Here is a 25356-nt window from a genome sequence, read left to right as displayed (position 1 = left end):
GTTTTTTGCGAGTAGACAAATGAATAATGAGCAACAGGAAGTCGCCCAGTTTGTGCTAGCACAAATGCCATTTAGCGACCTTGATAGCAGCGCAACAGATTACTTTATAAAACATCTCGATGTTATTTATCTAACCCGTGAAAACCAAACGCAATGGCTGCAATCAGCCTCACCTAAGCTGTTTTTAATTCGCTCTGGTTTGTATGACTTAGTGGATGCAAAAGGCGATGTGATCACTCGTTTAGCACAAGGCGATTATTTTGGCTTTCCTTCACTGCTGACCGGCGAGGCAATTCAAAACCGTTTAGAAGTGCAAAAAGAGGGCATAGTTTATATGCTCAACCAAGATGCTTTCGACTACTTACGCCGTGAATATAAAACGTTTGAGCAGTATTTTGTTCGCGCGCATGCAAATCGGCTGCTTTCTTCACATTATAAAAGCCAAAACGATAGTTGGTCTGAACGTAAGATATCTGAACTGATGTCACGTAAAGCGGTCACTTTGTCGCCTGATGCAAGTATTCGCCAAGCAGCTAAAAAAATGAAAGAGCACGGCGTTTCGTCGATTATGGTGACAGAATTTGAACGCTTGGTTGGTGTGGTTACAGATCGCGATTTACGCAACCGGGTATTAGCCGATGAAATCGATCCCAAACAAGCGGTTAGCACTATCATGAGTGTCAAACCCAAGTTTATTTTTGAAAATAACCGCGTTTTTTCAGCGCTGCATTTAATGCTCAAACATAATATTCACCATTTACCAGTGTTGGATGAACACCATAAAGCGTTGGGCATGATCACCAGTACTGACTTATTACGTCAGCAAAAGAGCGACCCCGTTCAATTGATTGGCCGTATTTATAAAGCTCATAGTGTCGCAGATTTAAAGCGTTATGCGGCAGAAGTACCTAAATTATTGCGGAGCTTTTCTCATAATATTGATGATATATCGTTGATAGGTAAATTACTCAGTGGTTTAACTGATGCGTTAACCTCACGACTAATATATTTATTCCAAGAAGAGTGCGGTGCCGCTCCTACTAGCTTTAGTTTTATTTGTTTTGGCTCTCAAGCGCGTGAAGAGCAAACCTTGCATTCTGATCAAGATAACGGCTTATTACTGCCTGATGACTTAAGCGAGCAACATCAAGATTACTACCGCCGGATGGGGGAGTTTGTTTGTGAGCAGTTGGTCGAGTGCGGTATCAGGCGTTGTCCAGGTAACATAATGGCCAGCAGTGAATTATGCAGAATGAGTATATCTGATTGGTGTGAAAAGTTTTTTGCTTGGATAAAAAGCCCAACGCCGCAGGCTATGCTGAACTGTAAAATATTTTTTGACTTACGCTTTATTGAAGGCTCTACAGCGCTTTACACCGCATTTTGTGAGCAGCTAACCCGTATTTCTCGTAACGAATTATTTTACGCGGCAATGGCAACCGATATTAAATCTAACTCAGTACCAATTGGTTTATTTAATCAGTTTAAACTCGAAAAAGATGCGAAACAGCACAAATACATCGATTTGAAAAAACGTGGCGTGGTGATCATTAACGATATTGTTCGTCTATATGCGTTAAAAGCAGGCATACGCCGAGCGAACACCCAAGAGCGCTTAGATGCATTACTGAAACATTCATTGTTAAGTAATCACGATGTATATAATTTGAAAGACTGCTGGCGATTTTTAACTCAGTTACGTTTGCGCACGCAAATAAACGAAGAAGGGCTACCGAGTAACTGTATTAACCCAGATAAACTAAACTCCCTTGAACGTCATCAATTAAAAGAAGCCTTCTATTTACTCAAGCTCGCACAACAAGCTGCGGCATTTAAGTTTGCTCGTGGAAGTTTATAAATATGTGTTTTGCTATGAATAAGGTGACAAGCTAAGTGGTTAAACGTTGGTTGAGTCGCTATTTTGCGCGTAAGCAATTACTTGCTCAAAATGCACTAGTACAGCGCTATATAGTAATTGATTTAGAGCTGACTGGGCTTGATCCAAAACAGCATGAAATTGTCTCGATTGCATGGGTGTTGATAGAAAAGCAATGCATTAAATTGAGCCAAGCTCAGCACGCCATAAATAAAGATGTACTGCGCCTTGAGCAAAGCCCTGTTTATCATGGAATTGCCCAGCAAGATGTGGCAACAGGGCAAAGCTTAGCGGCCATTTTAGCTAAGCTAAGCGCTCATTTTTCGGACGCTATTTTGGTATTTCACAATGCGACTTTAGATTGGGGATTTTTAAAGCAGGCATTTCAAGCACATAATATTGATGTGCAGCCTTTATTGATCATTGATACTTTTCAGATTGAAAAAAAGCGCTTGCACCAACAAGGCCATGAAATCGGCTTGGATGATTTAACCCTTGGTGCTTGTCGGGCGCGTTATGAGCTACCTCATTATGGTTGCCATCATGCACTTACCGATGCCATGGCTACCGCAGAATTGTTGTTGGCACAATGTCATCAAATAAGCTGCGGTAAGGAATTGAAATTGGTTGCGCTGGTTTAAAGTGATGCTAGCTTGAGTATTGTCGTAATTTATCGTAGCTGAATGACTGCTATAATTAGCATCTAAATCAACTCATAAGTATTAATTTTTATTTTCAAAAATAGGCTTTTGTAGTGCGGTTATCCGGTACTGTGCTTGCTATTATAGGAGGCTGTTATTTTACTTTCTCGTTTGTTTTTTATCTATGAAAAATAATTTACTGCCATCTTTAGCTGGCGTTTTAGTAAGCTTGTTTGTTGTATGGTGGCTACATGGATTTTTATTGGTTGACCGCTGTTTAGACAGTGGTGGAGCTATTAATCATAAAACAAACTTATGCGTGGGCGCAAACGAGCAAATAATAGAACTTGCTACACCGTCAGGTATGTTAGTTATTTATGGTGTGGTGATTATGGCTTTGTCGCTATCAGTCAGTGTACTGCTGAAAAAGCTAGGTAAGCGCTAAGTTTTGAATTGAAGAGCGAACACGGCAGTTCGCTCTTAACTTTGAATGCTAACTGATAAAGCTCGCTGGCATTTTCACAGCAATTACGCTGCCTTTAACACAGATCACGTTGTTCGCTGATAGCGTGATGTCGACAATCACTTTGTTGGGTTTTACTTCAATGAAGCTACCTATTAGCTGCAGCTCTACCCCCATTGGAGTCGGCGCTAAAAAGTTAACATTTAAAGCCCCTGTAACAAAACGAAATGCAGGTTGAGTCCCCATCTCTCGCTCTGCATATCGATAAGCTATAGCAGCGGCACTGCCTGTACCATGGCAGTCAATCAGGGACGCAAGCAGCCCACCATAAACAAAGCCAGGGATTGCTGTATGGCAAGGTTGCGGCGTAAAGTGGGCGATAGTTTTATCGATATTGCCTTGATTTTGCTCATCCTGATACCAATAACTTTTTAATTGGTGACCCTGCTCATTGTTTTTGCCACAGCCATAACAATGGCTGAGCTCATCGGGGGAATAATCTTGAAAGGCTATATTGTTCATTAAAACTCCTAGTTCTAATTGGGTTATCCGATGACTCGTTGATCATCAATCACTTTGCCATCATCAGCTAAGCTGCCTAGCTCGACCAACTCAACACTGCCATTTAATTTTGTGTATTGTTTTAAGTTATCTAGCAATACGCCGGTGAGTTCCAGTTTAGTTAGCTCTGATTGGTCTTGATCGTATTCACACAATAGCTGCATTTTGTCTTGATGATCTTGTAGCTTGACCACTAAGCGCATTTTCTTTATCCCCTTAACACTGAGCCTAATTCGCTCTATTTGTTGAGGATGAACAAACATACCTTTTATTTTCGTGGTTTGATCGGCTCTACCTAACCAACCTTGAATGCGCATGTTAGTCCGACCACACGCACTTTGCCCTGGCTTGATAGCCGATAAGTCACCGGTTGCAAAACGGATTAACGGATAATCAGTATTGAAACTTGTAATAACCACTTCACCAATCTCACCATCTGCGACTGGAGTGAGGCTGCCTGGGCGCACAATTTCGACAATTAAATCTTCAGCGATAATTAACCCATCGTCAGCAATGGTTTCATAGCCAATTAAGCCTACATCGGCACTTGCGTAAGCCTGTAAGGTGTTGATACCTTGTTGTTTAAATAACTCGCGCAGTTCATGAGATAATGCTTCTCCAGTCACCAGTGCTTTTTTGAGGCTGCTAACGTCACGTTTAGTTGCCTGCGCTTTATCCAGTAATATTTTTAAAAAAGAGGGAGTGCCACAATAACCTTGCGGGTGTAAATCTTCTATTACGTCAAGTTGTTGATCTGTTTGCCCTGGGCCTGCGGGTATAACCACACAGCCACACGCACGCGCCCCTGAATCAAGAATAAAACCGCCAGGAGTCAAATGGTATGACAAACAATTTTGTACTAACTCACCTGCTCTAAACCCCGCAGCATAAAAGGCTTGGCCCATTCGCCACCAATCTTGCTGGCAATTTTCAGGATCATAAATAGGCCCCGGTGATTGAAAAATTCGATTTATATGGCCACTTTTAGATGCGAGACCGCCAAGCGGAGGCTGTTGCTTTTGTATGTCTAAAAGGTCAGATTTTCTGGTGATCGGCAAAGTCGCTAGTTGTGAGCGAGTAGTGATATTCGTGGCATCAATGTTCGCTAATATAGCCTGATAATAGGGGCTGTTATTTTTTGCATAGGTAATAAAGTCAGCTAAACGGGACAATAAATTTTGTTCTCTGGTTTCAGAGTGTTGATGTTCATTGGCATGATAAAAATGGCTCATAATAGCTCCAGTAACATAGAAAAAGTAGAGAGATAGATAGGTTGATTACAACCAGCGTTTGCGACGTTTATATGACTTAAGATCTTTAAAGCTTTTACGTTCTTCGTTACCTCCACCGAGGTAAAACTCTTTTACATCTTCGTTGTTTAAAAGCTGCTCTTGTGTGCCATCTAATACAACTTTCCCTGATTCAATGATGTAACCATAATTAGCCGCTCTCAGTGCATAGTTGGCATTTTGTTCTACCAACAGCATAGTAATACCTTGATCTTGGTTAATCTTTTTTATGATTCCGAACACTTCTTTAACCAATAATGGCGATAACCCCATCGATGGCTCATCGAGGCAAATCATCTTTGGACGTGCCATTAATGCACGGCCAATTGCCAGCATTTGTTGTTCGCCACCTGATAAATATCCAGCTAAGCCTGTGCGTTCTTTTAAGCGAGGGAAATAGTGGTACACCATTTCAATGTCTTGATTTATTTGTGCGTCTTTGCGGGTAAAGGCGCCGAGTTTTAAGTTTTCTAGAGAGGTCATATCTTCGATGATACGACGCCCTTCCATAACCTGAAACAATCCACTGCGCACCACATCTTCGGCATTTTTATTGTCTATTCGTTCGCCCATAAAGGTAATGTCGCCTTTAGTGACTTCGCCATTTTCAGTTTTTAATAAGCCAGAAATGGCTTTTAATGTGGTTGATTTTCCTGCGCCATTTGGCCCAAGTAGGGTGACTATTTCACCCTCTGGCACATCTAAACTAACACCACGTAAAACTTGGATGACTTCATCGTAAACAACTTCAATATTGTTAACGCTTAGAATTGGTGATGCAGGTTGTATTTTTATAGCTGCTTGTGACATAGCTAACTCCGTGAAAAATTAATAATTTATCAGCGGATGAAAATAACGAGATGCTTCATCCGCTGCTATGTTTAACGAGCTATTAAAAACCTAACCACGCATCACGGCGCTCAATGGTTACCAGTGATAACTCTTCAACGACGACATTGCCTTCGTTATAGTTGCCTTTGTAAATGTAAACTTGGTTAGTGCCACGGTGATCTTGTTCACTCCAGTTGCCCGCAAGGCATACGCCTTCAAGTCCTGCTGGTACCCAATCTTTACGGGCATACATGGCTTTTTTAATATTTTCACCGGTTATTCCGCCGTTATCTTTTGCCCATTCCATAGCCTCTTTCATAAAGAATGTTGAGCACACGCCACGAATGTAATGATGAACACGCTCTTCTTGGCCTGAAGGGTCTGATTGTTTTGAAATCTCCCTAACGAGTTTCATGCCAGGTACTTGATCAGTCCAAAACGGCGTCATAGCTGGAAATACATAATCTTTAATGCCTTCGCCCGCAGCTTGGAATATTTTTTTATCGCCCCCCCATATATTCGACATAAACTGAATATCGGTACCAACGGTGTTACATGATTTAACTAAAGACAATACTGAACCACCTAGATTGCCTATATATCCGTAATTTGAGCCTGAGCTTTTTAAGCTTAAACATTGCGCTTTAAAATCACCTGGTTTCATCGAAATAACAACCGCAGGTTGTACATCAAAGCCTAATTCGGTGGCGTACTCTGCACAGGCTTCTTTCGGTGCATTAGGGAAGGGGTGATTTGCACCAATATGAGTAAACTTAGGTTTGCCTTTGCCCCCCTTTTTTTGCCAGTCCTCAGCTGCCCACTGGACTAAACCGCGGCACGCATCTGAATAGGATGCGCCGTAAAAAAAGTTATAAGGAGCTGGTTTCTTTGTATGTGGGTTTTTACCCATAGGATCCGTTAAGTGGCCAGAGTAAGACGCTGAAAATACTGGTAGTTTATCTTTGGCTACAAATGAGATCAGTGCTTCGGTATCAGCGGTGCCCCAGCCTTGCATGGCAACCATGTTTTTACGCGAATGCCACTTTTTATAAGCGGCAATCGCTTGCGGCACTTTGTAAGCGTAATCAATTGTTTCATATTCGAGTTTAGTGCCATTGATGCCACCATTTTCGTTAATGTAAGCTAGGGAATCACGCACGCCGTCAGCGTAATTTTTACCAACAAAAGCTGTCGGGCCACTCATATCAGCTAGATGACCAACAAAGACTGAGTCTTCAGCGAATGTTTGTTGGCTGGTGCACAGCGCGCTTACTATTAATAGAGACGTTAATTTTGCCTTATGATTGTGCATAACTATTTCCTTTTTCTTTTTATGGCTAGATTGCCAATTATTTACGCATTAATGATGCTCATGTGTGTTGTATATGCTTAAGTTAGTGTCTATTGATTAGTACGAGAACGGGTAAAACTTCCAATAGTTTTTAATTTGTGCCCAGCGGTGTGCCATGCCTTGCGGCTCAAAAATAAGGAATAAGATAATCACTAAGCCAATGGCCATTTCTTTGATATAGGCCAGGCCATCAACCACCATAGGAATATTGCCCCAGTCGGTCATCTTCATTAAACCAACGCCGCTTTCGAGCACTTCAGGTAAAAACACCATAAATACCACACCCATTAAGGTGCCTTTAATTGAACCCAAGCCGCCGATGATGATCATGGCTAAAAATTGAATCGACATAAATAAGGTGAAGCCTTCGGCAGAAACATAGCCTAAGTAATGGGCATATAAGGCACCGCCAATACCGGCATAAAAAGACGATATACCAAAAGAGAGTAAGCGATATTTATTGAGCTTGATGCCCATGATCTCAGCTGATAGATAATGGTCACGTACTGCAACAAAGGCGCGACCATCACGACTGCGCATCAGATTACAGCCCCAAATATACATAATAACTAAGGCTGCTAAGGCGATATAAAAGAAGCTTTCATCGCTATTAAAAACAAAGCCAAATATACTAATTGGGTCGGCAGATGAGCCGGCAGAACCACCAGAAAACCAGTCAGCACGGGCAAAGAAGTCTTCTAAAATAAACTGCGCAGCCAGTGTGGCTATAGCTAAGTACAAGCCTTTAATTCTTGAGGCCGGTAAACCAAACATCATGCCTACAGCCATTGTTAAAAAACCAGCCAGTGGAATACACAGCAATACAGGAATACCAAAGGAGATATTGAGCCATGCTGATGCAAAAGCACCAAAGCCAAAAAATGCGCCATGACCTAATGAAATTTGTCCGGTGTAACCGACCAAAATATTGAGCCCTAGTGCGGCTATCCCTAAATATGAAATTTGAATAAATAGGGTTAAGTAATATGCATCGACTAAGTATGGCGCTGCACATAATAGGGCAATTGCGAAAATTGCCACATTTTTGATGGTTGTTGTTTCAAAAATTGTATTATCTTGTTTATAACTGGTGCGGAAATCGCCGCAGGGTCTCATGGTTAAACTCGACATAATAAACTCCTAAAATTTACCTTTATCTGCACTTGTTAGGCGCTATTGATGCACCTAAATCGGCTTGTTTAAATACGTTCAATATCTTTTGTGCCGAACAAACCGTATGGTTTGAACCAAAGGATGACGAGCAACACGTAAAATGGTGCGATGTCATACATATTGCCAACATGCAGATATTGGCTGTCGAAAAACTCAGCGACATTCTCTAATACACCAATGATCAAACCACCGACAATTGCGCCGATGATAGAATCTAAACCGCCAAGAATAACTGCAGGGAAAACTTTGATACCAATTAATGACAGTGAATTTGAAACCCCGTTTACCATGCCAATAACAATTCCAGCTGTGGCTGAAACCGTAGCAGCAATACCCCAGCTCATAGCAAAAACTTGTTTTACCGAAATACCTAAGCTTTGTGCAATCTGTTGATCAAAGGCTGTGGCTCGCATTGCTAAACCGTATTTTGAATGTTTAAAGAATAGATAGAAGGCAACCATAATTATTAAGGCGATTACGGTGCTCATTAAGTAAGCGGCTTCAATGTTCAAGCCAAATATTTGGATGCTATTAGTGGTAAATACTTGCGGGTAACTTTGCGCTGAAACACCAAAAATCCATTTCATCAAGGCTTGAAAAAAGATTGATAAGCCAATGGTGATCATGATCACTGAGATAATAGGTTCACCTATCATCGGGCGTAAAACAATCATTTGCAGCAGCACACCAAAGATTGCCATAAAGGCCATTGTCAGTAAAAAGCCCACTACAAAAGGCAGCTCTAAATAAATCAGTACTGCCCAGCATACCCAGGCACCCACTAATAAAAACTCACCTTGGGCAAAGTTTACAATTTGCGTTGATTTGTACACTAATACAAAGCACATCCCAACGACGCCATAGAGTAAGCCGACAATTAAACCATTGACGATTAGTTGAATTAGCAATTCAAAATTCATGAGACTCTCCGTGTTATGTTGATAGTGTTATCAGCAGCCGTGCAGGCTGTTTCGATCAGCGAAGTGACTTTAAGCTGGGTTTGAATACGGGTTTTAGTACCATCTTGAAATACCACCATGGTATCAATATCAACATTTTCCTTGTTGTCATAAATGGATGAAATAATGTCGCCATATTTATCCGCAATAACACTACGGCGAACTTTACGGGTTCGTGTTAATTCGCCATCATCGGCATCAAGTTCTTTGTAAAGTAATAAAAATTTATGGATTTTTTGTGATTCAGGAAGTGACTCATTGACGCGCATTATTTCTTCGCCAATTTTTTCGTACACTTCAGGCAGGGTTGATAAGTTGGTGTAGTTGGTAAACGACAGCCCTTGTTGCTCAGCCCATTTCGCAACAATACTAAAACGAATACAAATGATGGCTGATAGATAAGGCTTTGCTTTACCTAAAATAACGGCTTCGCCAATAAATGAAGAAAACTTAAGTTTGTTTTCTATATATTGAGGAGAATATTGTGCGCCGTCGCTGGTGCAAGCGAGATCTTTGATCCGATCAATCACCACTAAATGGCCAGACGGTTTAAAGTAACCGGCATCACCTGTTTGCATCCAGCCGTCAATCACGTCTTCATCATAGGCTTGTTGATTATTAAGGTAGCCACTAAACATTCCGACTGTTTTAGCAATAACTTCGCCAATACCGGCTTTATCGGGATTAATGACTTTAATTTGTGCATTATCAAACGCGACGCCAACACTGTCGTAGTCAACATCGGCTTCATGATGGATGGTGTAAGCTCCGCACATTTCTGTTTGGCCGTAGAGTTGGCGTAAAGGCACACCAATGGTTTGGAAAAACTTAAAGGTGTCAGGCCCCATCGCAGCTCCGCCGGTGGCAGCCGATTTTAAGAATGAAAAACCGAGTCGATCACGAAGTGCTTTTAGCAGTAGAATTTCAGCTAGCCATGATTTTTTGCCTGTTACTTGGCTTTGCTCAGCCAGCTTCATGGCAAAATTAAATAGCTTTCTTTTAAAAGGTGTTGAATCCATCATACGGGTTTGTACGTCAGCTAAAATGCCTTCCCATACCCGTGGTGCTAATAGTACAAAGCTGGGGCCAATTTCTCGTAGGTCAGCCATGAGTGTTTCTTGTTCTTCAACAAAATTTACAATTTGACGGGCGATCAGTGCTTGGCCAATTGCATAGACTTGCTCCATGATCCAAGGTAAGGGCAATACAGATACATAGTTGTCGCCAGCTTGACGCGGGTCAGCACGTAAATATGAACTACAGTGCTTAATAAAATTGCCACCATTGAGTAGGGCAATTTTGGGTTTTGATGTGGTACCTGAAGTGGTGCAGTAAATAGCAATGTCGTCAGGGGCTGAGGCATCTATCATGGCTTGATAACGATCAGGGTATGCTTGTTCGAGTTCTTGGCCCAGTGTGTATAGGGTATTGATATCTATAAGTCGCGAGTCGTTGTATTTGCGCATACCTCTTGGGTCGCAATAAACAATGAATTTTACTTGCTCTATGCCATCACCTAAATCAAGTAATTTATCGCATTGCTCTTCGTTTTCAGCAATCACAACGGTTGCGCCACTGCTAGCGAGTAAATAGATTACTTCGTCATGCATTGAATCTTGATAAATACCTAATGAATGGCAACGTAAAGCGTGAGCAGCAATTTCGCCCCATATCCATTCTGGGCGGTTATCACCAAGTAAGGCAATGGTATCATCTGTATTCACGCCTTTGTTACTCAACGCGAGCGACAACCACTTTACTTTATTGTTATATTCGGCCCAGCTGAACTCGTTCCAAATACCAAACTCTTTTTCTCGCATCGCCACCATATCAGGCCAATGCGTGGCATTGTGTTGTAGAATTTTGGGGAAGGTATTCAGTTCACCCATCTCAAAATCTTGATTGATTTGGCTAGTCATTAGCTTACCTCCTCTAAGGTGTCTGGCTCTGCGTCGTCTTCAAGACCAAGGTAGGCACGTTTAACATAGGGGTCAGCCATGACTTCGTGTGGTAAACCAGAAATTAATTTTTTACCAAAATCCAGCACCATAACTTCATGAGAAATATCCATTACAACTCCCATATCATGTTCAATCATAACGACCGTAATACCGAATTCTTCATTTAAATCGAGGATGTATCTGGCCATGTCTTCTTTTTCTTCCAGATTCATTCCAGCCATTGGTTCGTCAAGTAAAATCAGTTTTGGGTTTAGAGCCATTGCACGAGCTAATTCAACGCGTTTACGAAGCCCGTAAGACAAGGTGCCAGCGATGGATTTTCTGATATGAGAGATCTCAAGGAAGTCGATCACTTCTTCTACTTTTCTTCGGTGAGCGAGTTCTTCTTTTTGCGCCCCAGAAGCCCAATATAACGGCCCTGTTAACCAATTGTTTTTTAATAAGTGATGGCGACCAACCATAATATTATCGAGCACTGACATATGGCCAAATAAGGCTAAGTTTTGAAAAGTACGGCCCATACCTAAGTCTGCGCGGTCATTGGGTTTTAAGTGGGTAACATCTTGATCTGCAAAGGTGATTTTTCCACTGTTAGGTTGATAGCGGCCAGAAATGCAATTGAGCATTGATGTTTTACCAGCCCCATTTGGGCCAATAATTGAAAATACAGAGCCTTTAGTCACCGAAAAACTAACATCTGTTAAGGCTTTAACACCACCAAAGGCTAGCGATATTTGCTCTATATTGAGTATCGATGTTGTCATACTCATACTCCTAAATTTAACTGAGAATAAAAATGAATAACGAATGCGTTGAAAAATAAGAGGGGGTGAACCCTCTTTAAAATGTATTAACGGTTGGGGTCGTTATTACACACAACAAACATTAGAAAGTGTTCTGTCAGCTAGAGGATGTATCTCATTGTGGCTTGTAGGTAATTTGAATCTTTATCTAACTCATCAATTGAAAAGTTACCGACTTCAATACCCACTTCGAGTTCTTTAGTTAAGTTTTGAAAGAGGTTTATACCCCATTGCGTACACTCACGATTGGATACATCTCCATCAACTTTGCCGTACAGCACGCTTGAACGCAGTGAATCATTCCAAAAATGACGATAGGCAACTAATACAGAGGTAATATCTTCAACTTCTTCACCATAGAGATCTTTAACAGCCGCAGCCCCTACATAGCGGCCTAAATCACCTTTATGAATTTGTAGGCGTAAGTCATCTTTTCCTGTTGTTTTAATTCGTGCCGCAACAGATGCGCCAAAGGCGCTTTCAGTGTTACCTGATAAGGTATGTAATTGCCGTGCTAAGCCAGAAATAGAGACATTGCCCCAATCACCTTTGATGTTATAGCGTGCGATTAAATCAGGAATATTATCGTTTGCGGTATCGCCCCCCCAGCTCTCAGGATTTTCAATGGATACTTGGAAGTTGCCCATGTTATAACGTACTTGTCCTTGACGAATAAATACTAGACCTGTTGTTGCGCCAGCAAAATCGGCAGTTTCAGGAATTGCGCTAGTATTCATAAAGGTTGACCAAGTTTGGCCAACAGTGAGATCTTTGTAGTTTATAAAAGCATGTCGGATGCGCGGGTTAGCTGAGTTAGAGACAATTTCATTACCGCCGCCGCCCCAAAAATCCATTTCGATGAAGCCTGTTATCTCGCCGTGTTGGTATTTAGTATTGAAACGGGTTTCGTTAGCAAAGATACGAAACTGGGATGCGTCTTCTTCTAAAGCAATGCCATCACCAATCCAGTAATCACGATAGGCAATGTCACCGTCAACGTATCGTGCATCAATTTTAATGTAGCCACCGAAGGTTAATTTATCGTTTTCAGTTATGTTGATCTCGTAGCCTGCCAGTGCGGATGTACTGGCAGTAAGAAAAGCAGATGTAAGCAGTAATTTTTTATATTGTGTGTTGAACATCGACCAAATTCCTTTGTTATTATGTGTGATTCATACTAGGTGAGTCGAAAAAATCAACAATTGTAAATAAGGGCTAGTACCTTGCGCTTAGTCCTTTAGTCCAATGTTATATGCTGTGTTTTACGGGCAAAGTAAGCATTGAAAATAATAATAAATACAATTTGATACAAAGAAGAGCGCGATGTTTTCTAATTGGTTGTTGGTTAGTGTAAGTATTGGTTACATTAGTTTGTTATTTCTAATTGCCCACCTTGGGGGCAAGTATCGACATAAGCTAGTTGCCAAACAGCATGCTATTATTTATGCCTTATCATTAGGGGTTTACTGTACGTCTTGGGGGTTTCTAGGTACTTCAGCGCAGGCGGCAAATAGCTCTTTTTCTTATATTTCGGTTTATTTAGCCCCTATTTTATTATTTATATTTGCTTGGCCTTTTATTCAGCGGATCATAAAAACCTGCCTCAAACTCAAAAGTACTTCCATTGCTGATTTACTTTCGGCTCGGTTTGGTAAATCACAAAGCTTAGCCTTGTTGGTAACGTTAGTGGCCATGATTGGCACCTTGCCTTATATTGCTTTGCAGCTTAAAGCGATTGTTTACTCTTATAAAATTTTACAGCAAAGCCAAGATTTTCCGATTTGGCAATTAGGTTTAATCGTTAGCCTGATTTTAGCTGGATTCACCATTATCTTTGGCATTCGAACTATCGATGTAACAGAGCGTCATCCCGGCGTCATGATAGCGATTGCCTTTGAATCGTTAGTTAAACTGATCGCTTTTTTACTTGTTGGCTTATTTGTATCATTTGTTATTTATGATTCCCCCGCTGATATTTGGCAAAAGTCACAAGATTACGTGTCCTTATCGCAGCAGTTTGAAAGCTATAACCTAGTAGGTATGGTGGGTTTATTGATCATCGTTATGTCGGCTTTTTTATGTTTACCAAGGCAATTTCAAGTTATGTTTGTTGAGATTAAAGAACAAAAAACCAGTAATTTAGCGCGCTGGTTATTACCTCTTTATATTTTGGTATTCGCTTTTTTTGCAGGTCCCATAGGCCTTGCTGGCACATTAAATTATGGCCAGTCTTTAGACCCTGATGCTTATGTTTTATTTTTGCCCGCCTACAACGGCCAACAGTGGCTGTCGTTATTTGCGTTTTTAGGGGCGGTTTCTGCGGCAAGTTCAATGGTGATTGTATCGACCATTGCATTGAGTACTATGCTCAGTAACGAAATTGTTTTTCCGTTAATTTTTAAATTAGCGCCTCGTAAGCACCATGACTTTTTACACTTTCAATCCCGATTATTATTGATCCGTAAAATCTTAGTCGTTGTAGTTATTGCGCTTAGTTATTGTATGTTATTAGTTTCTCCACCTGATACGCTGGCATCACTTGGTGAGGTTGCGTTTGGCGCGATTGCGCAAATAGGGCCTGCATTGGTTGCTGCTTTTTTTTGGCGAAGAGCGACTCAAAAGGGCGTTTTTTGGGGCATGTTTTGTGGTTTCTCTATTTGGGCACTGTTTAATTTATTACCACAGCTTGGGTTTTATGCACACCCGTTAAGCAATACAAATTGGCCTGCTACAACGGTGGCTACCTTGTTTGGCTTGGCTATTAACCTTATTGTGCTGTTTATTGTTTCACAGCTTACTCGGCAAAATATTCGCGAAGAAATGCAGAGTAAATATTTCTATGAAACCGATAATAAACAAGATTCACATCTGCCTAAACAACCAAAAATAGATCGTCAGGAACTCGAGCTGTTAATTGCTCGCTTTATTGGTCAAGACAAAGCAGCCGAGTGCTTTGCTGAATTTAATCAATCAAATAAAATTAAAAAGCATAAAACCTATAATGAGGCTTTATTACTGCATGCAGAGCAGACATTAGCGAGTGTAATGGGCTCGGCATCAGCCAAATTGGTGATTTCTTTTGCTTTGGCTGGGCGTGATATCGCATTTGATCAAGTTGCTAAAATTGTTGAGGATAACTCTACTCAACAACTTGAATTTAGTCGTTCAGTATTGCAAGGAGCGATTGAAAATACCAGTGAAGGGATCTCTGTGATAGATGCTAATTTGAATTTAGTAGCATGGAATAAGCAGTATCTAGATATTTTTAATTACCCTAAAAATTTAATCTATATTGGTTGCCCAATTAGCCAGTTGATCCGCTTCAACCTTAGCAATCAAAATCGCTATATACATAATATTGAGGGGCAGGTTAATAAACGTCTTGAGTACTTAAAAGCCGGTAGTAAGCATAAATCAGAGCGAAAGTTAGCCAATGGTAAGGTGCTGTTAATTGAAGGGAACCCAATACCTGGTGGAGGATTTGTGATGATTTTCTCAGATATTACGGAGTTTCGCCGAGCAGAAAATTATTTAAAAGAAGAAAACACCGATCTTGAAAGTCGTGTTCTTGCGCGCACGACAGAATTAGAACTAGCAAACTTAGAGCTTGAAAAAGCCAATCGAGAACTCGCTGATGCAAGGTTAAAAGCAGAGCAGGCTCATTTGAAAAAGAGTCAATATTTAAGAGCCTGTAGTCATGATCTTTTGCAACCATTGTCGGCTGCTCGGTTGTTTTCTTCTGCGGTATGTTTGAGCCCTAGAGTGTCAATACAAGAGCGTGAGCAAATTAAGAAAATTGATAATTCGTTAGAGATAGCAAATAACCTATTACTTGATTTAAATGAAATTGCGCGGATTGAAAGTGGCAATATCACCCCTGTTTTCAATGACATTGCACTGGAGCGGGTATTTAGTATGTTGCATTCGGAGTTTTCTGCCTTGAGTAAAGATTATAAAATTGATTTTCGCTGTCACTCAAGTCAATTATTTATCCGCACAGATCTAACTTTGCTAACGCGGATTGTGCAAAACTTTTTAAGTAATGCATTTCGCTATGCAAATAACGGTAAAGTATTGCTGGGTTGTCGTCGTAAGGGCAATTACTTAAGTATTCAAGTGATTGATAACGGACCTGGCATCCCCGAAGATAAGCAGCAAGAAGTATTTGAACAATTTACACAATTATCGACGCAAATGATTGGCCCTAAAGGCTTGGGGTTGGGTTTAAATATTGCACAAAGCCTGGCTAATATTCTTGAGCATAAGGTTGGCTTGGTATCAGAGCCTGAGCATGGCTGCTTGTTTAGCGTTGAAGTACCGATTGTAAACCGTGTACAGCAAACAAAGCCGACACTTGCCCCTAAGAATATGACTTTGCAAGGAGTTGGGGTGCTATGTATTGATAACGAAAAAGATGTTATTGCAGGTATGACCGAGCTTTTAACAGCCTGGAAATGTCGTGTATTTACCGCGACAACCGCAGCTGAGGCGTCTGCACTTTATAAAACACATGAAGATGAAATTGATATTCTCTTAGTTGATTATCAACTTAGTGCTGAACCAATGTTCCCCGCTAACCCTTTGCATATTGTAACAGTAGACTACTCTGAGCGACAGGAGCAAAAGCCTCACTCGGAGCATCTTGATGGCTGTAATGGCATTGAATTAATCAAGCGTATTCGAGCAATCAGCCAGTATCCATTACCTGCGATTTTAATCACCGCAACAACTGATGAGTTAGTGCAAGTACAGGCAAAGCAAGCCGATATTGGCTATTTGCGGAAAATCATCAAGCCCGTCGCATTACGGGCGTTGATGAGTGCTTTATTAACTAAACAGCTAGAAAAAAATTATAATAGTTAATGGCGATGAAAAGGTGAAAGAGATGCTTGTGCCAGTTGCTGCTCGTTTAATAAAATCACGGCTTGAGTTCGACTTTTTACCCCAAGTTTTAAGTATATTGTGCTGGCATGGCTTTTGATTGTAGATTCAGACAAGCTAAGTTCGTAGGCGATTTGTTTATTTAACAAACCATCGGCAAACATGTGTAATATTTTATGCTGTTGGGGCGTTAATGTTGCTAACTTTTCTGCTTGCTGTTGCTCTGGCGTATTTTTATTGTGATCATCGGTGGGTGTCCATAGTTTGCCTTGTAGCACATCTTCTATTGCTTTTATCATCTCAGGGACGGGAGTTGATTTAGGTATAAAGCCTGCTGCACCCAGGCTCATCGCTTTGCGTATAGTATCAGGCTCTTCAAAACCTGATACTACAATCACCCCTATTTCAGGATACAGCTCACGTATATTACTCAGCGTATTAAAACCCTGTGCACCCGGAATATCAAGATCGAGTAAGATCAGATCAACATCTGTGGTGTTTGCTAATTTGTGCTCTAATTCGGGAATTGTTTCGGCTTCAAGTAGGCAAGCATTATTAAAGCTTGATTCCAGCATAAGTAATAGTGCTTGTCGAAACAGCGGGTGATCATCTGCAATTAAGATTTTTGTGTGTGTTGTCATTTTATTTCTAACCTAATGTTTAGATTAATGATCTTTTAGTTTCATCAATTGTTTTTTGATTGAATAGTGTTCGTTGTCTTGAATAAAGTAACGCTATTATAAAATAATTCAATAATAATAAACCTAAATAGCATAAATTGACTAAAATTCACTCGTGAAAATGAACCTATAAGCGCTGTTTTATTCTATGTTATGAGTAGATATCAGGAAGAAAGGAGAGGGAGTAAACATTTATTTAATCTTGCCTTTTATATTCAGATTAAAGGTCGATTACCAAAATTGCAGCATCAAAAGCAGGCTTAACACATTTATTTAACTTTCCCTCTTATAATCAAGACAAAAGTCGATTACCAAAATTGCAGCATCAAAAGCAGGGTTAACACATTTATTTAACTTTCCCTCTTATAATCAAGACAAAGGTCGATTACCAAAATTGCAGCATCAAAAGCGGGCTTAAAACATTTATTTAACTCTCCCTCTTATAATCAAGACAAAGGTCGATTACAATACGCGCATCTAAAAGGCAGGTTGCCTTTATCTGCAAGCAACTAGAGTGGATTTTCTTCTTCATGGCAATCAAACTTGCAATCAATGGTTTTGGTCGAATTGGTCGAAATATTGTTCGCGCTCTTTATGAATCGGGCTTAAGCGACGAGATCAAAATTGTTGCGATTAATGAACTTGCTGATCCTCAAGGGATCGCTCATCTTCTTAAATATGATACGTCTCATGGCCGTTTTGCGTTTCCAGTTACTTTAGGTGAAGACACCTTATCGGTAGCGGGCGATACAATTGCTTTATTTGCAGAACAAAACCCGCGTGAATTACCTTGGCAGTTACTTGATGTTGATGTGGTTTTAGAATGTACTGGTGTGTATCACTCTCGTGAACATGCGCAATTACATCTTGATGCTGGCGCAAAGAAAGTCTTATTTTCTCAGCCCGCAGATGCGGATGTTGATGCCACGATTGTCTATGGTATCAATGATGATGAACTACTCGCTGAGCATACGATTGTCTCTAATGGATCATGTACCACAAACTGTATAGTACCGGTGATTAAAGTACTTGATGATGCCTTTGGTATAGAATCAGGGGCGATTACGACTATTCATGCGTCGATGAATGATCAGCAAGTAATTGATGCTTATCATCATGATTTACGTCGTACCCGCGCTGCGAGTCAGTCGATTATTCCCGTTGATACTAAATTAGCTCGCGGTATTGAGCGTATTTTACCTAAGTTCCATGGCCGCTTTGAAGCTATTTCGGTGCGAGTACCTACTATCAATGTTACTGCGATGGATTTGAGTGTGACTGTCAACGCCGATGTTGATTTAAAAGCGGTAAATAAGGTATTAAAAGCAGCAGCGAGAGATCGCCTAGAAGGTATTTTAAGTTATACCGAAGAGCCATTGGTCTCGGTTGATTTTAATCATGACCCACATTCTTGTATTATAGATGGCACACAGACACGAGTCAGTCATAAACGACTGATAAAGTTGTTAGTGTGGTGTGATAATGAGTGGGGGTTTGCTAATAGAATGCTCGATACAGCACGAGTGATGATGGCAGCAAGTAATTAATATAAAAGTTCAAACCTAAAAATAAAACCTATATATTTCAAGTCAGTATCGTTAACTAAGGAGAAGTCCATGTCGGTCATAAATATGGCGGATTTAGATTTAAACGGCAAACGCGTGTTAATTCGTGAAGATTTAAATGTACCAGTAAAAGCAGGTAAAGTGACCTCAGATGCACGTATTCGTGCTGCATTACCGAGTATTAAATTAGCCCTTGAAAAAGGCGCTAAAGTAATGGTTATGTCACACCTAGGCCGCCCTACGGAAGGGGAATATGATGAAGCGTTTTCTTTAGCGCCAGTTGTTGATTACCTTAATGAAGCACTTGAACAAAATGTACGTCTTGAAAAAGATTACTTAAATGGCGTTGAAATTGCTGATAATGAAGTGGTCGTTTTTGAAAACGTACGCTTTAATGTTGGCGAAAGCAAAGATGACGAAGCGTTATCTAAAAAGCTTGCTGCATTATGTGATGTGTATGTAATGGATGCATTTGGTACCGCCCATCGTGCTCAAGCGTCTACCCATGGCGTTGGTTTATTTGCAGATGTTGCTTGTGCAGGCCCACTATTGGCGGCTGAATTAGAGGCATTAGGTAAAGCACTTGATAACCCAGCTCGTCCATTAGTGGCGATTGTGGGCGGCTCTAAAGTATCAACTAAACTAACAGTACTTGATTCACTTTCAACGATTGTTGATCAATTAGTCACTGGTGGCGGTATTGCAAATACCTTTATTGCTGCGGCAGGCTACCCGGTTGGTAAGTCATTATACGAAGCTGACCTAATTGATGAAGCAAATAAGCTAAGTGCGGCTGCTAAAAGTAATAATGGTGAAATACCAGTACCTACGGATGTGGTTGTTGGCAATGAGTTTTCAGAATCAGCCGTTGCAACATTAAAAGATGTTAGCGAAGTAACAGACACAGATATGATTTTTGATATTGGCCCAGATACAGCGAGCAAACTTGCAAAAATTATTGCTAATGCAGGTACTGTTGTATGGAATGGTCCGGTAGGTGTATTTGAATTTGACCAGTTTGGTAATGGCACCCGTGCTATTGCTCAAGCAATCGCTAATTCAAATGCGTTCTCAATAGCTGGTGGCGGTGATACGTTAGCAGCGATTGATAAATACGGCATTGCCGATAAAATTTCGTATATTTCAACTGGCGGTGGTGCTTTCCTTGAGTTTTTAGAAGGGAAAAAATTACCAGCAGTTGCTATGCTTGAACAACGCGCTAAGTAATTAGCGTTTACTCAATGTAGTTAGCAATCGTTAGTTTAGGCTGCTAACTACACTGAGTGTGATCAGATATTAAATACCTCTCACCCTTATTTAATAGCTGGTTTTGTATAACGGTAGATTTGGCAAGAGCCAATACTATCGAGGTGCAGTGATTGCACCGAACTCAACTATTCCGTTCGAACTAGGTAGTTTTGCGCGTGCGCAGCTATCGACAATTTGGAGAATACCAAATGGCTTTAATCAGTATGCGACAACTTCTTGATCATGCAGCTGAACATGGTTATGGCGTACCAGCATTTAACGTTAATAACCAAGAGCAGATCCGCGCTATTATGATGGCGGCTGACAAAACTAACAGCCCAGTAATTGTACAAGGTTCAGCTGGCGCTCGTGCCTATGCTGGTGCCCCATTTATACGTCATATGATTTTAGCTGCGATTGAAGAGTGGCCACATATTCCAGTGGTAATGCATCAAGATCACGGTACCTCACCTGGCGTTTGCCAACGTTCAATTCAATTAGGTTTTTCATCAGTGATGATGGATGGCTCGTTAATGAGCGATGGTAAAACACCATCATCATATGAGTATAACGTTGATGTAACACGTAAAACTGTTGAACTTGCACACTCTTGTGGTGTGTCTGTTGAAGGCGAGTTAGGTGTGCTAGGCTCACTTGAAACTGGCGAAGCTGGCGAAGAAGATGGCGTTGGTGCTGAAGGTAAACTAACCACAGACCAAATGCTAACCGATCCAGAAGAAGCGGCCGATTTTGTAAGTAAAACCCATGTTGATGCCTTAGCGATTGCGTGTGGTACTTCACACGGCGCGTATAAATTTACACGTCCGCCAACGGATGATATTTTGGCGATTGATCGTATTAAAGCGATCCACGCACGTATTCCTAACACTCACTTAGTTATGCACGGTTCGTCATCAGTGCCGCAAGAATGGCTTGAGATCATCAACCAATATGGTGGTGAGATCCCAGAAACATATGGTGTGCCAGTTGAGCAGATCGTTGAGGGAATTAAGTTTGGTGTGCGTAAAGTAAATATCGATACAGACTTACGATTAGCATCTACAGGGGCTATTCGTCGCCATCTTGCGCTTAATCCAGCAAACTTTGATCCACGTAAGTATTTAGCTGAAGCGACAAAAGCAATGACAGAGATCTGTGTTGCACGTTATGAGTCATTTGGTACAGCGGGTCAAGCAGGTAAGATCAAACCAATCTCACTTGATGAGATGCACCTTAAATATTTAACGGGTGAATTAGATCCGAAAATTAAATAATTTAATTTATTAAGTTATAAAACAGCCAGTAGTGTTAAAGCTACTGGCTTTTTTATGCCTGATCGTAAAAGATCATTATTTTACCAAGCAGGGGCTTTGGGATCATTGCTTTACTAACTGTGCTTTGTTGGGATCAGATTTTTACTAAGGATCAACTTGATTGGCAGAGGTTTTGTTATAAAAATAGCCATTTCAAAGCTTTGTTGTATAAATGATCAACAACTTATGGCTTTGGCTAGGTAAAACACTGATCCCAGATCTAACTCGGTTGGTAAACGAATGATCCCTGAAATGAAACTTGGTAGGATTTTGATCTCTGTTAATGATCGCCGATGTTAATAGGCGTTTTAATTGAGTTAGAGTATGAAGATGCTTTCGTGGCTTACATCGTGATACTGTATAGTTGATTATTGAAAGGGGAATTTAATACAAAGTAGTAATGTAGCAATTATAAAGTATGATTTTTAAATGTGAAATTTGATAATGCATGCTAATTATGTACCTTAAAAAGGTTTATTTTGCATTTTTTACCCCGCATTTCGATTTACACGTTACACTTTCATAAAAATGTCATACTTAGTCATAATAATGAAAACTAGTTCGATAACGAAAGAGATAAATTGGAATGTCACGTAAAGTACTTGTCGTCGATGACGAAGCACCGATCAGAGAGATGCTGGTTTTTGTATTAGAGCAAAATGGTTTTCAAGCAATTGAAGCGGAAGATTACGATTCAGCCATTGCAGCGATGGTAGAGCCTTATCCAGATATGGTGTTATTAGATTGGATGCTACCAGGTGGTAGTGGAATTCAAATTGCTAAAAAGTTTAAGCAAAGTGAATATACTCGCCAAATTCCTATTATTATGCTGACTGCTCGCGGCGAAGAAGAAGATAAAGTTCGCGGTCTTGAAGTCGGTGCTGATGATTATGTTACTAAACCATTTTCACCAAAAGAATTAATGGCGCGTATTAAAGCCGTTATTCGTCGTGTGTCGCCTACTTCATTGGAAGAAGCGATTGATGTACATGGTTTACGTCTTGATCCTATTTCACACCGTGTTACCTCTGAAGGTAGCGAGTTGGATATGGGACCGACAGAATTTCGCTTATTGCATTTCTTTATGACTCACCCTGAACGTGTTTATAGCCGTGAACAGCTACTAGATAACGTATGGGGGACTAATGTCTATGTTGAAGATAGAACCGTAGACGTGCATATTCGTCGCTTACGCAAAGCGATTGCACCGCTTGGTCATGACCGTTTAGTACAAACTGTACGTGGTGCAGGCTATCGTTTTTCCAGTAAATTATAAGTGTCATGGAGATGACCAAGCCAATAACTAATTTTGGCTTAAATTTACTTACTCTAAGGTAAAGTGAGTGTATGTATCGAGTTGTTAATAAGCAGGCGTTAGCAAAGCGTCTGTTTATCTATTTCCTACCTTTATTATTAATTGGCGTGCTTATTGGTGCGCCATTTTTGCTTTTATTTTTAGGATCTTTTTCACTGCTTGTTTGGCATTATCATCAACTCTATCGGCTCAGTGATTGGCTATTGAATCAACGTAGTTTTAATCCACCTGAAGGCGAGGGGGCATGGGAGCAAGTATTTGAAGGGATCTACCATTTACAACATCGCAACCGTAAAAAACGCAATGAATTAGCTGATTTGATCCGTCGTTTTCGCGATGGCGCAGAAGCAGTGCCTGATGCGGTTATTGTTCTACAACGTGATTTAAGTATTGTTTGGTGTAATCAACTAGCTTTAAAAGTACTTGGATTACAGTGGCCAGCGGATCATGGTCAACGGCTTGACAACCTTATTCGCGATCCTAAATTTGCGAAATACATGCAAACGGAATTGTTTGATGAAGCATTAGAACTTGAAAGTGGTCACAGTGTTGAGCAAGTTTTAGAGTTTCGGGTAATGCCATATGCCAGCTCACAATTAATGGTTGTTGTGCGTGATGTCACGCGGCTGAAGCAACTTGAGCAAATGCGCAAAGACTTTGTGGCCAATGTATCTCATGAGCTACGTACGCCATTAACCGTTGTTACAGGTTACTTAGAAATGTTTGATGGCGATATGGTGCCACCACCGGCAATGTGGAATAAAGCACAAGGTACTATGCTTGAACAGTGTAAACGCATGGATAGCTTGGTAAATCAGCTATTGTCGTTATCACGTATTGAAGGCGCTCGACGTCAAGATAATGATAAAGCGATCAATGTACCACAGTTACTTAGCTATATTAGGACTGAAGCACAATCATTAAATCAAGACAAAGGGCATGAGTTGATATTTGATATTGATGCTAACGTCGATATAAAAGGCGCTGAAGAGGAGCTGCGCAGTGCCTTCTCTAATTTAGTGTTTAATGCCATTCATTACACCAAGGCGGGCGGTAAAATAACCGTAAGCTGGCAGCTAAAAGATAATCAAGCGTACTTTTCAGTAGTTGATAATGGCGATGGTATTGCACCAGAGCATATTAATCGTTTAACTGAGCGTTTTTATCGGGTTGATAAAGCACGTAGTCGTACCACCGGTGGCTCAGGGCTGGGTTTAGCCATCACCAAACATGTATTAACTCGTCACGATAGCCAATTGATAATTAAAAGTAAATTAGGCGAAGGATCATGTTTTTCGTTTGCTTTTAGTCGTGAAAAAACAGTGCTATTAAATAATTGAGTCAAAAAGCCAAAGTCATAAAAGTGTCATTTTAGAGTAATCTAACTGTCATCTATTCTCTTTAGAGTAGACGACAGTTAAGAAATGGACGAACAAAATCGGAGCAACCTAATGAGATTTAAAAACCTAGTAGCCGCAATGGGTGTGGCAGTAACAACATTTGTATCTGCACAAGCAATGGCAGTAGATACAGTTATTCCTGAGTATCAAAAAACCAGTGGTATTTCAGGTAATTTTTCATCTGTGGGCTCTGATACTTTAGCCAACATGATGACCTTTTGGGCTGAAGAATATAAACGTATTTACCCAAATGTGAACATCCAAATTCAAGCGGCTGGTTCATCTACTGCGCCACCGGCATTGACAGAAGGCACAGCAAACTTTGGCCCGATGAGCCGCAGAATGAAATCAAAAGAAATCGAAGCGTTTGAAAAACGTTACGGTTATAAACCTACTGAAGTACGTGTAGCGATTGATGCATTGGCAGTATTTGTTCATAAAGACAATCCAATTGAAGGTTTACGTATCGACCAAATCGATGCGATTTTCTCTTCAACTCGTAAATGTGGTGCTGATGCAGATGTGACTCGTTGGAGTGATGTAGGTTTAACGGGGAATTGGGCTGCAAAAGACATTCAGCTTTATGGCCGTAATTCTGTATCTGGTACTTACGGATACTTTAAAAACAAAGCGCTATGTAAAGGTGACTTCCGTAACAACGTGAACGAGCAACCAGGTTCAGCATCGGTAGTGCAATCAATTTCTTCATCAGTGAATGCAATTGGTTACTCAGGTATCGGTTATAAAACATCAGGCGTACGTACTGTACCACTGGCGAAAAAAGGCGATAACTTTGTTGATGCAACACTTGAAAATGTAGCAACAGGTAAATACCCACTGTCGCGCTTTTTATATGTTTATGTGAATAAACACCCGAATAAACCGCTTGCACCTATTGAAGCAGAGTTCTTAAAAATGGTGTTATCGCAAGATGGCCAAAAAATTGTAGAGAAAGATGGTTATGTACCACTTTCTGGCAAGATGGCAATGGGCGAACTTAAGAAGCTAGGTCTTCTTTAAACTTAACGCCAACTATGAATTAATAA

General features: G+C 40.6%; 20 protein-coding genes. 10 read left to right on the top strand and 10 right to left on the bottom strand.

Going from position 1 to position 25356, the window contains the following annotated elements; genetic code table 11:
- The first annotated feature begins 19 nt into the window (after positions 1 to 19).
- The 3 genes from PSR9079_RS14060 (at position 20) to PSR9079_RS14050 (ending at position 2962) form a co-directional block, all read left to right on the top strand.
- The gene (locus tag PSR9079_RS14060) at positions 20 to 1858 is read left to right on the top strand and encodes a DUF294 nucleotidyltransferase-like domain-containing protein (protein WP_149982127.1); all 1839 of its coding nucleotides are present in this window, start codon (positions 20 to 22) and stop codon (positions 1856 to 1858) included.
- A 35-nt stretch (positions 1859 to 1893) separates the two neighbouring features.
- Positions 1894 to 2517 (top strand): 3'-5' exonuclease, encoded by a 624-nt coding sequence (locus PSR9079_RS14055; RefSeq protein ID WP_149982126.1) that lies wholly within the window; start codon positions 1894 to 1896, stop codon positions 2515 to 2517.
- Between the two features lie 184 nt (positions 2518 to 2701).
- Complete coding sequence (locus PSR9079_RS14050; protein ID WP_149982125.1) at positions 2702 to 2962, top strand: hypothetical protein; 261 nt, start codon at positions 2702 to 2704, stop codon at positions 2960 to 2962.
- Positions 2963 to 3010: 48 nt separating this feature from the next.
- On the opposite strand, the gene PSR9079_RS14045 is transcribed toward PSR9079_RS14050, so the two are convergent.
- The 9 genes from PSR9079_RS14045 to PSR9079_RS14005 all read right to left on the bottom strand — a co-directional run bounded on the left by PSR9079_RS14045 (position 3011) and on the right by PSR9079_RS14005 (position 13050).
- Positions 3011 to 3502: a PaaI family thioesterase gene (locus tag PSR9079_RS14045; protein WP_149982124.1), complete on the bottom strand. Its 492-nt coding sequence runs from the start codon at positions 3500 to 3502 to the stop codon at positions 3011 to 3013.
- 23 nt (positions 3503 to 3525) lie between these two features.
- A complete protein-coding gene (locus PSR9079_RS14040) occupies positions 3526 to 4773 on the bottom strand; it encodes a phenylacetate--CoA ligase family protein (protein ID WP_149982123.1) in 1248 nt (415 codons plus the stop codon).
- Positions 4774 to 4818: 45 nt separating this feature from the next.
- Positions 4819 to 5640 carry an ABC transporter ATP-binding protein gene (locus PSR9079_RS14035; RefSeq protein ID WP_145235336.1) on the bottom strand — a complete coding sequence of 274 codons (822 nt, stop codon included), beginning with the start codon at positions 5638 to 5640 and terminating at the stop codon, positions 4819 to 4821.
- Positions 5641 to 5722: 82 nt separating this feature from the next.
- The gene (locus PSR9079_RS14030) at positions 5723 to 6973 is read right to left on the bottom strand and encodes an ABC transporter substrate-binding protein (protein ID WP_145235338.1); all 1251 of its coding nucleotides are present in this window, start codon (positions 6971 to 6973) and stop codon (positions 5723 to 5725) included.
- Positions 6974 to 7069: 96 nt separating this feature from the next.
- Positions 7070 to 8143: a branched-chain amino acid ABC transporter permease gene (locus tag PSR9079_RS14025; protein ID WP_149982122.1), complete on the bottom strand. Its 1074-nt coding sequence runs from the start codon at positions 8141 to 8143 to the stop codon at positions 7070 to 7072.
- Between the two features lie 68 nt (positions 8144 to 8211).
- Positions 8212 to 9105 carry a branched-chain amino acid ABC transporter permease gene (locus PSR9079_RS14020; RefSeq protein WP_145235342.1) on the bottom strand — a complete coding sequence of 298 codons (894 nt, stop codon included), beginning with the start codon at positions 9103 to 9105 and terminating at the stop codon, positions 8212 to 8214.
- Positions 9102 to 11063 (bottom strand): long-chain fatty acid--CoA ligase, encoded by a 1962-nt coding sequence (locus PSR9079_RS14015; protein WP_145235344.1) that lies wholly within the window; start codon positions 11061 to 11063, stop codon positions 9102 to 9104. Before PSR9079_RS14015 ends, PSR9079_RS14020 begins: the two co-directional genes overlap by 4 nt.
- Positions 11063 to 11869: an ABC transporter ATP-binding protein gene (locus tag PSR9079_RS14010; RefSeq protein ID WP_149982121.1), complete on the bottom strand. Its 807-nt coding sequence runs from the start codon at positions 11867 to 11869 to the stop codon at positions 11063 to 11065. Before PSR9079_RS14010 ends, PSR9079_RS14015 begins: the two co-directional genes overlap by 1 nt.
- A 140-nt stretch (positions 11870 to 12009) precedes the next feature.
- Positions 12010 to 13050, bottom strand: coding sequence for a DcaP family trimeric outer membrane transporter (locus tag PSR9079_RS14005; RefSeq protein ID WP_149982120.1), 1041 nt, complete (start codon positions 13048 to 13050; stop codon positions 12010 to 12012).
- A gap of 181 nt (positions 13051 to 13231) precedes the next feature.
- Between PSR9079_RS14005 and PSR9079_RS14000 the strand changes: the two genes are divergently transcribed.
- Entirely contained in the window at positions 13232 to 16771 is a 3540-nt protein-coding gene (locus PSR9079_RS14000) for a hybrid sensor histidine kinase/response regulator (protein WP_149982119.1), read from the top strand.
- Here the strand turns inward: PSR9079_RS14000 and PSR9079_RS13995 are convergent.
- Positions 16768 to 17430, bottom strand: a complete 663-nt coding sequence (locus tag PSR9079_RS13995) for a response regulator transcription factor (protein ID WP_145235355.1) — start codon at positions 17428 to 17430, stop codon at positions 16768 to 16770. The two genes, PSR9079_RS14000 and PSR9079_RS13995, sit on opposite strands and share 4 nt — an antisense overlap.
- A 569-nt stretch (positions 17431 to 17999) precedes the next feature.
- Here PSR9079_RS13995 and epd point away from each other — a divergent pair.
- The 6 genes from epd to PSR9079_RS13965 all read left to right on the top strand — a co-directional run bounded on the left by epd (position 18000) and on the right by PSR9079_RS13965 (position 25330).
- A complete protein-coding gene (epd, locus tag PSR9079_RS13990; RefSeq protein ID WP_145235357.1) occupies positions 18000 to 19016 on the top strand; it encodes an erythrose-4-phosphate dehydrogenase in 1017 nt (338 codons plus the stop codon).
- Positions 19017 to 19085: 69 nt separating this feature from the next.
- A complete protein-coding gene (locus tag PSR9079_RS13985; RefSeq protein WP_145235359.1) occupies positions 19086 to 20261 on the top strand; it encodes a phosphoglycerate kinase in 1176 nt (391 codons plus the stop codon).
- Between the two features lie 230 nt (positions 20262 to 20491).
- Positions 20492 to 21556 (top strand): class II fructose-bisphosphate aldolase, encoded by a 1065-nt coding sequence (gene fba, locus PSR9079_RS13980; RefSeq protein ID WP_145235361.1) that lies wholly within the window; start codon positions 20492 to 20494, stop codon positions 21554 to 21556.
- A gap of 625 nt (positions 21557 to 22181) precedes the next feature.
- Positions 22182 to 22871: a phosphate regulon transcriptional regulator PhoB gene (phoB, locus tag PSR9079_RS13975; RefSeq protein WP_145235364.1), complete on the top strand. Its 690-nt coding sequence runs from the start codon at positions 22182 to 22184 to the stop codon at positions 22869 to 22871.
- A 71-nt stretch (positions 22872 to 22942) separates the two neighbouring features.
- Positions 22943 to 24250: a phosphate regulon sensor histidine kinase PhoR gene (gene phoR / locus PSR9079_RS13970; protein WP_149982118.1), complete on the top strand. Its 1308-nt coding sequence runs from the start codon at positions 22943 to 22945 to the stop codon at positions 24248 to 24250.
- 111 nt (positions 24251 to 24361) lie between these two features.
- Positions 24362 to 25330, top strand: coding sequence for a PstS family phosphate ABC transporter substrate-binding protein (locus PSR9079_RS13965; protein WP_145235368.1), 969 nt, complete (start codon positions 24362 to 24364; stop codon positions 25328 to 25330).
- Positions 25331 to 25356: the final 26 nt, after the last annotated feature.

The sequence above is a fragment of the Pseudoalteromonas rhizosphaerae genome, assembly GCF_902498845.1.
Classification (GTDB): domain Bacteria; phylum Pseudomonadota; class Gammaproteobacteria; order Enterobacterales; family Alteromonadaceae; genus Pseudoalteromonas; species Pseudoalteromonas rhizosphaerae.
The sequence above is the reverse complement of the archived record's forward strand: the minus strand, read 5'-3'. Positions and strand labels throughout refer to the sequence as shown.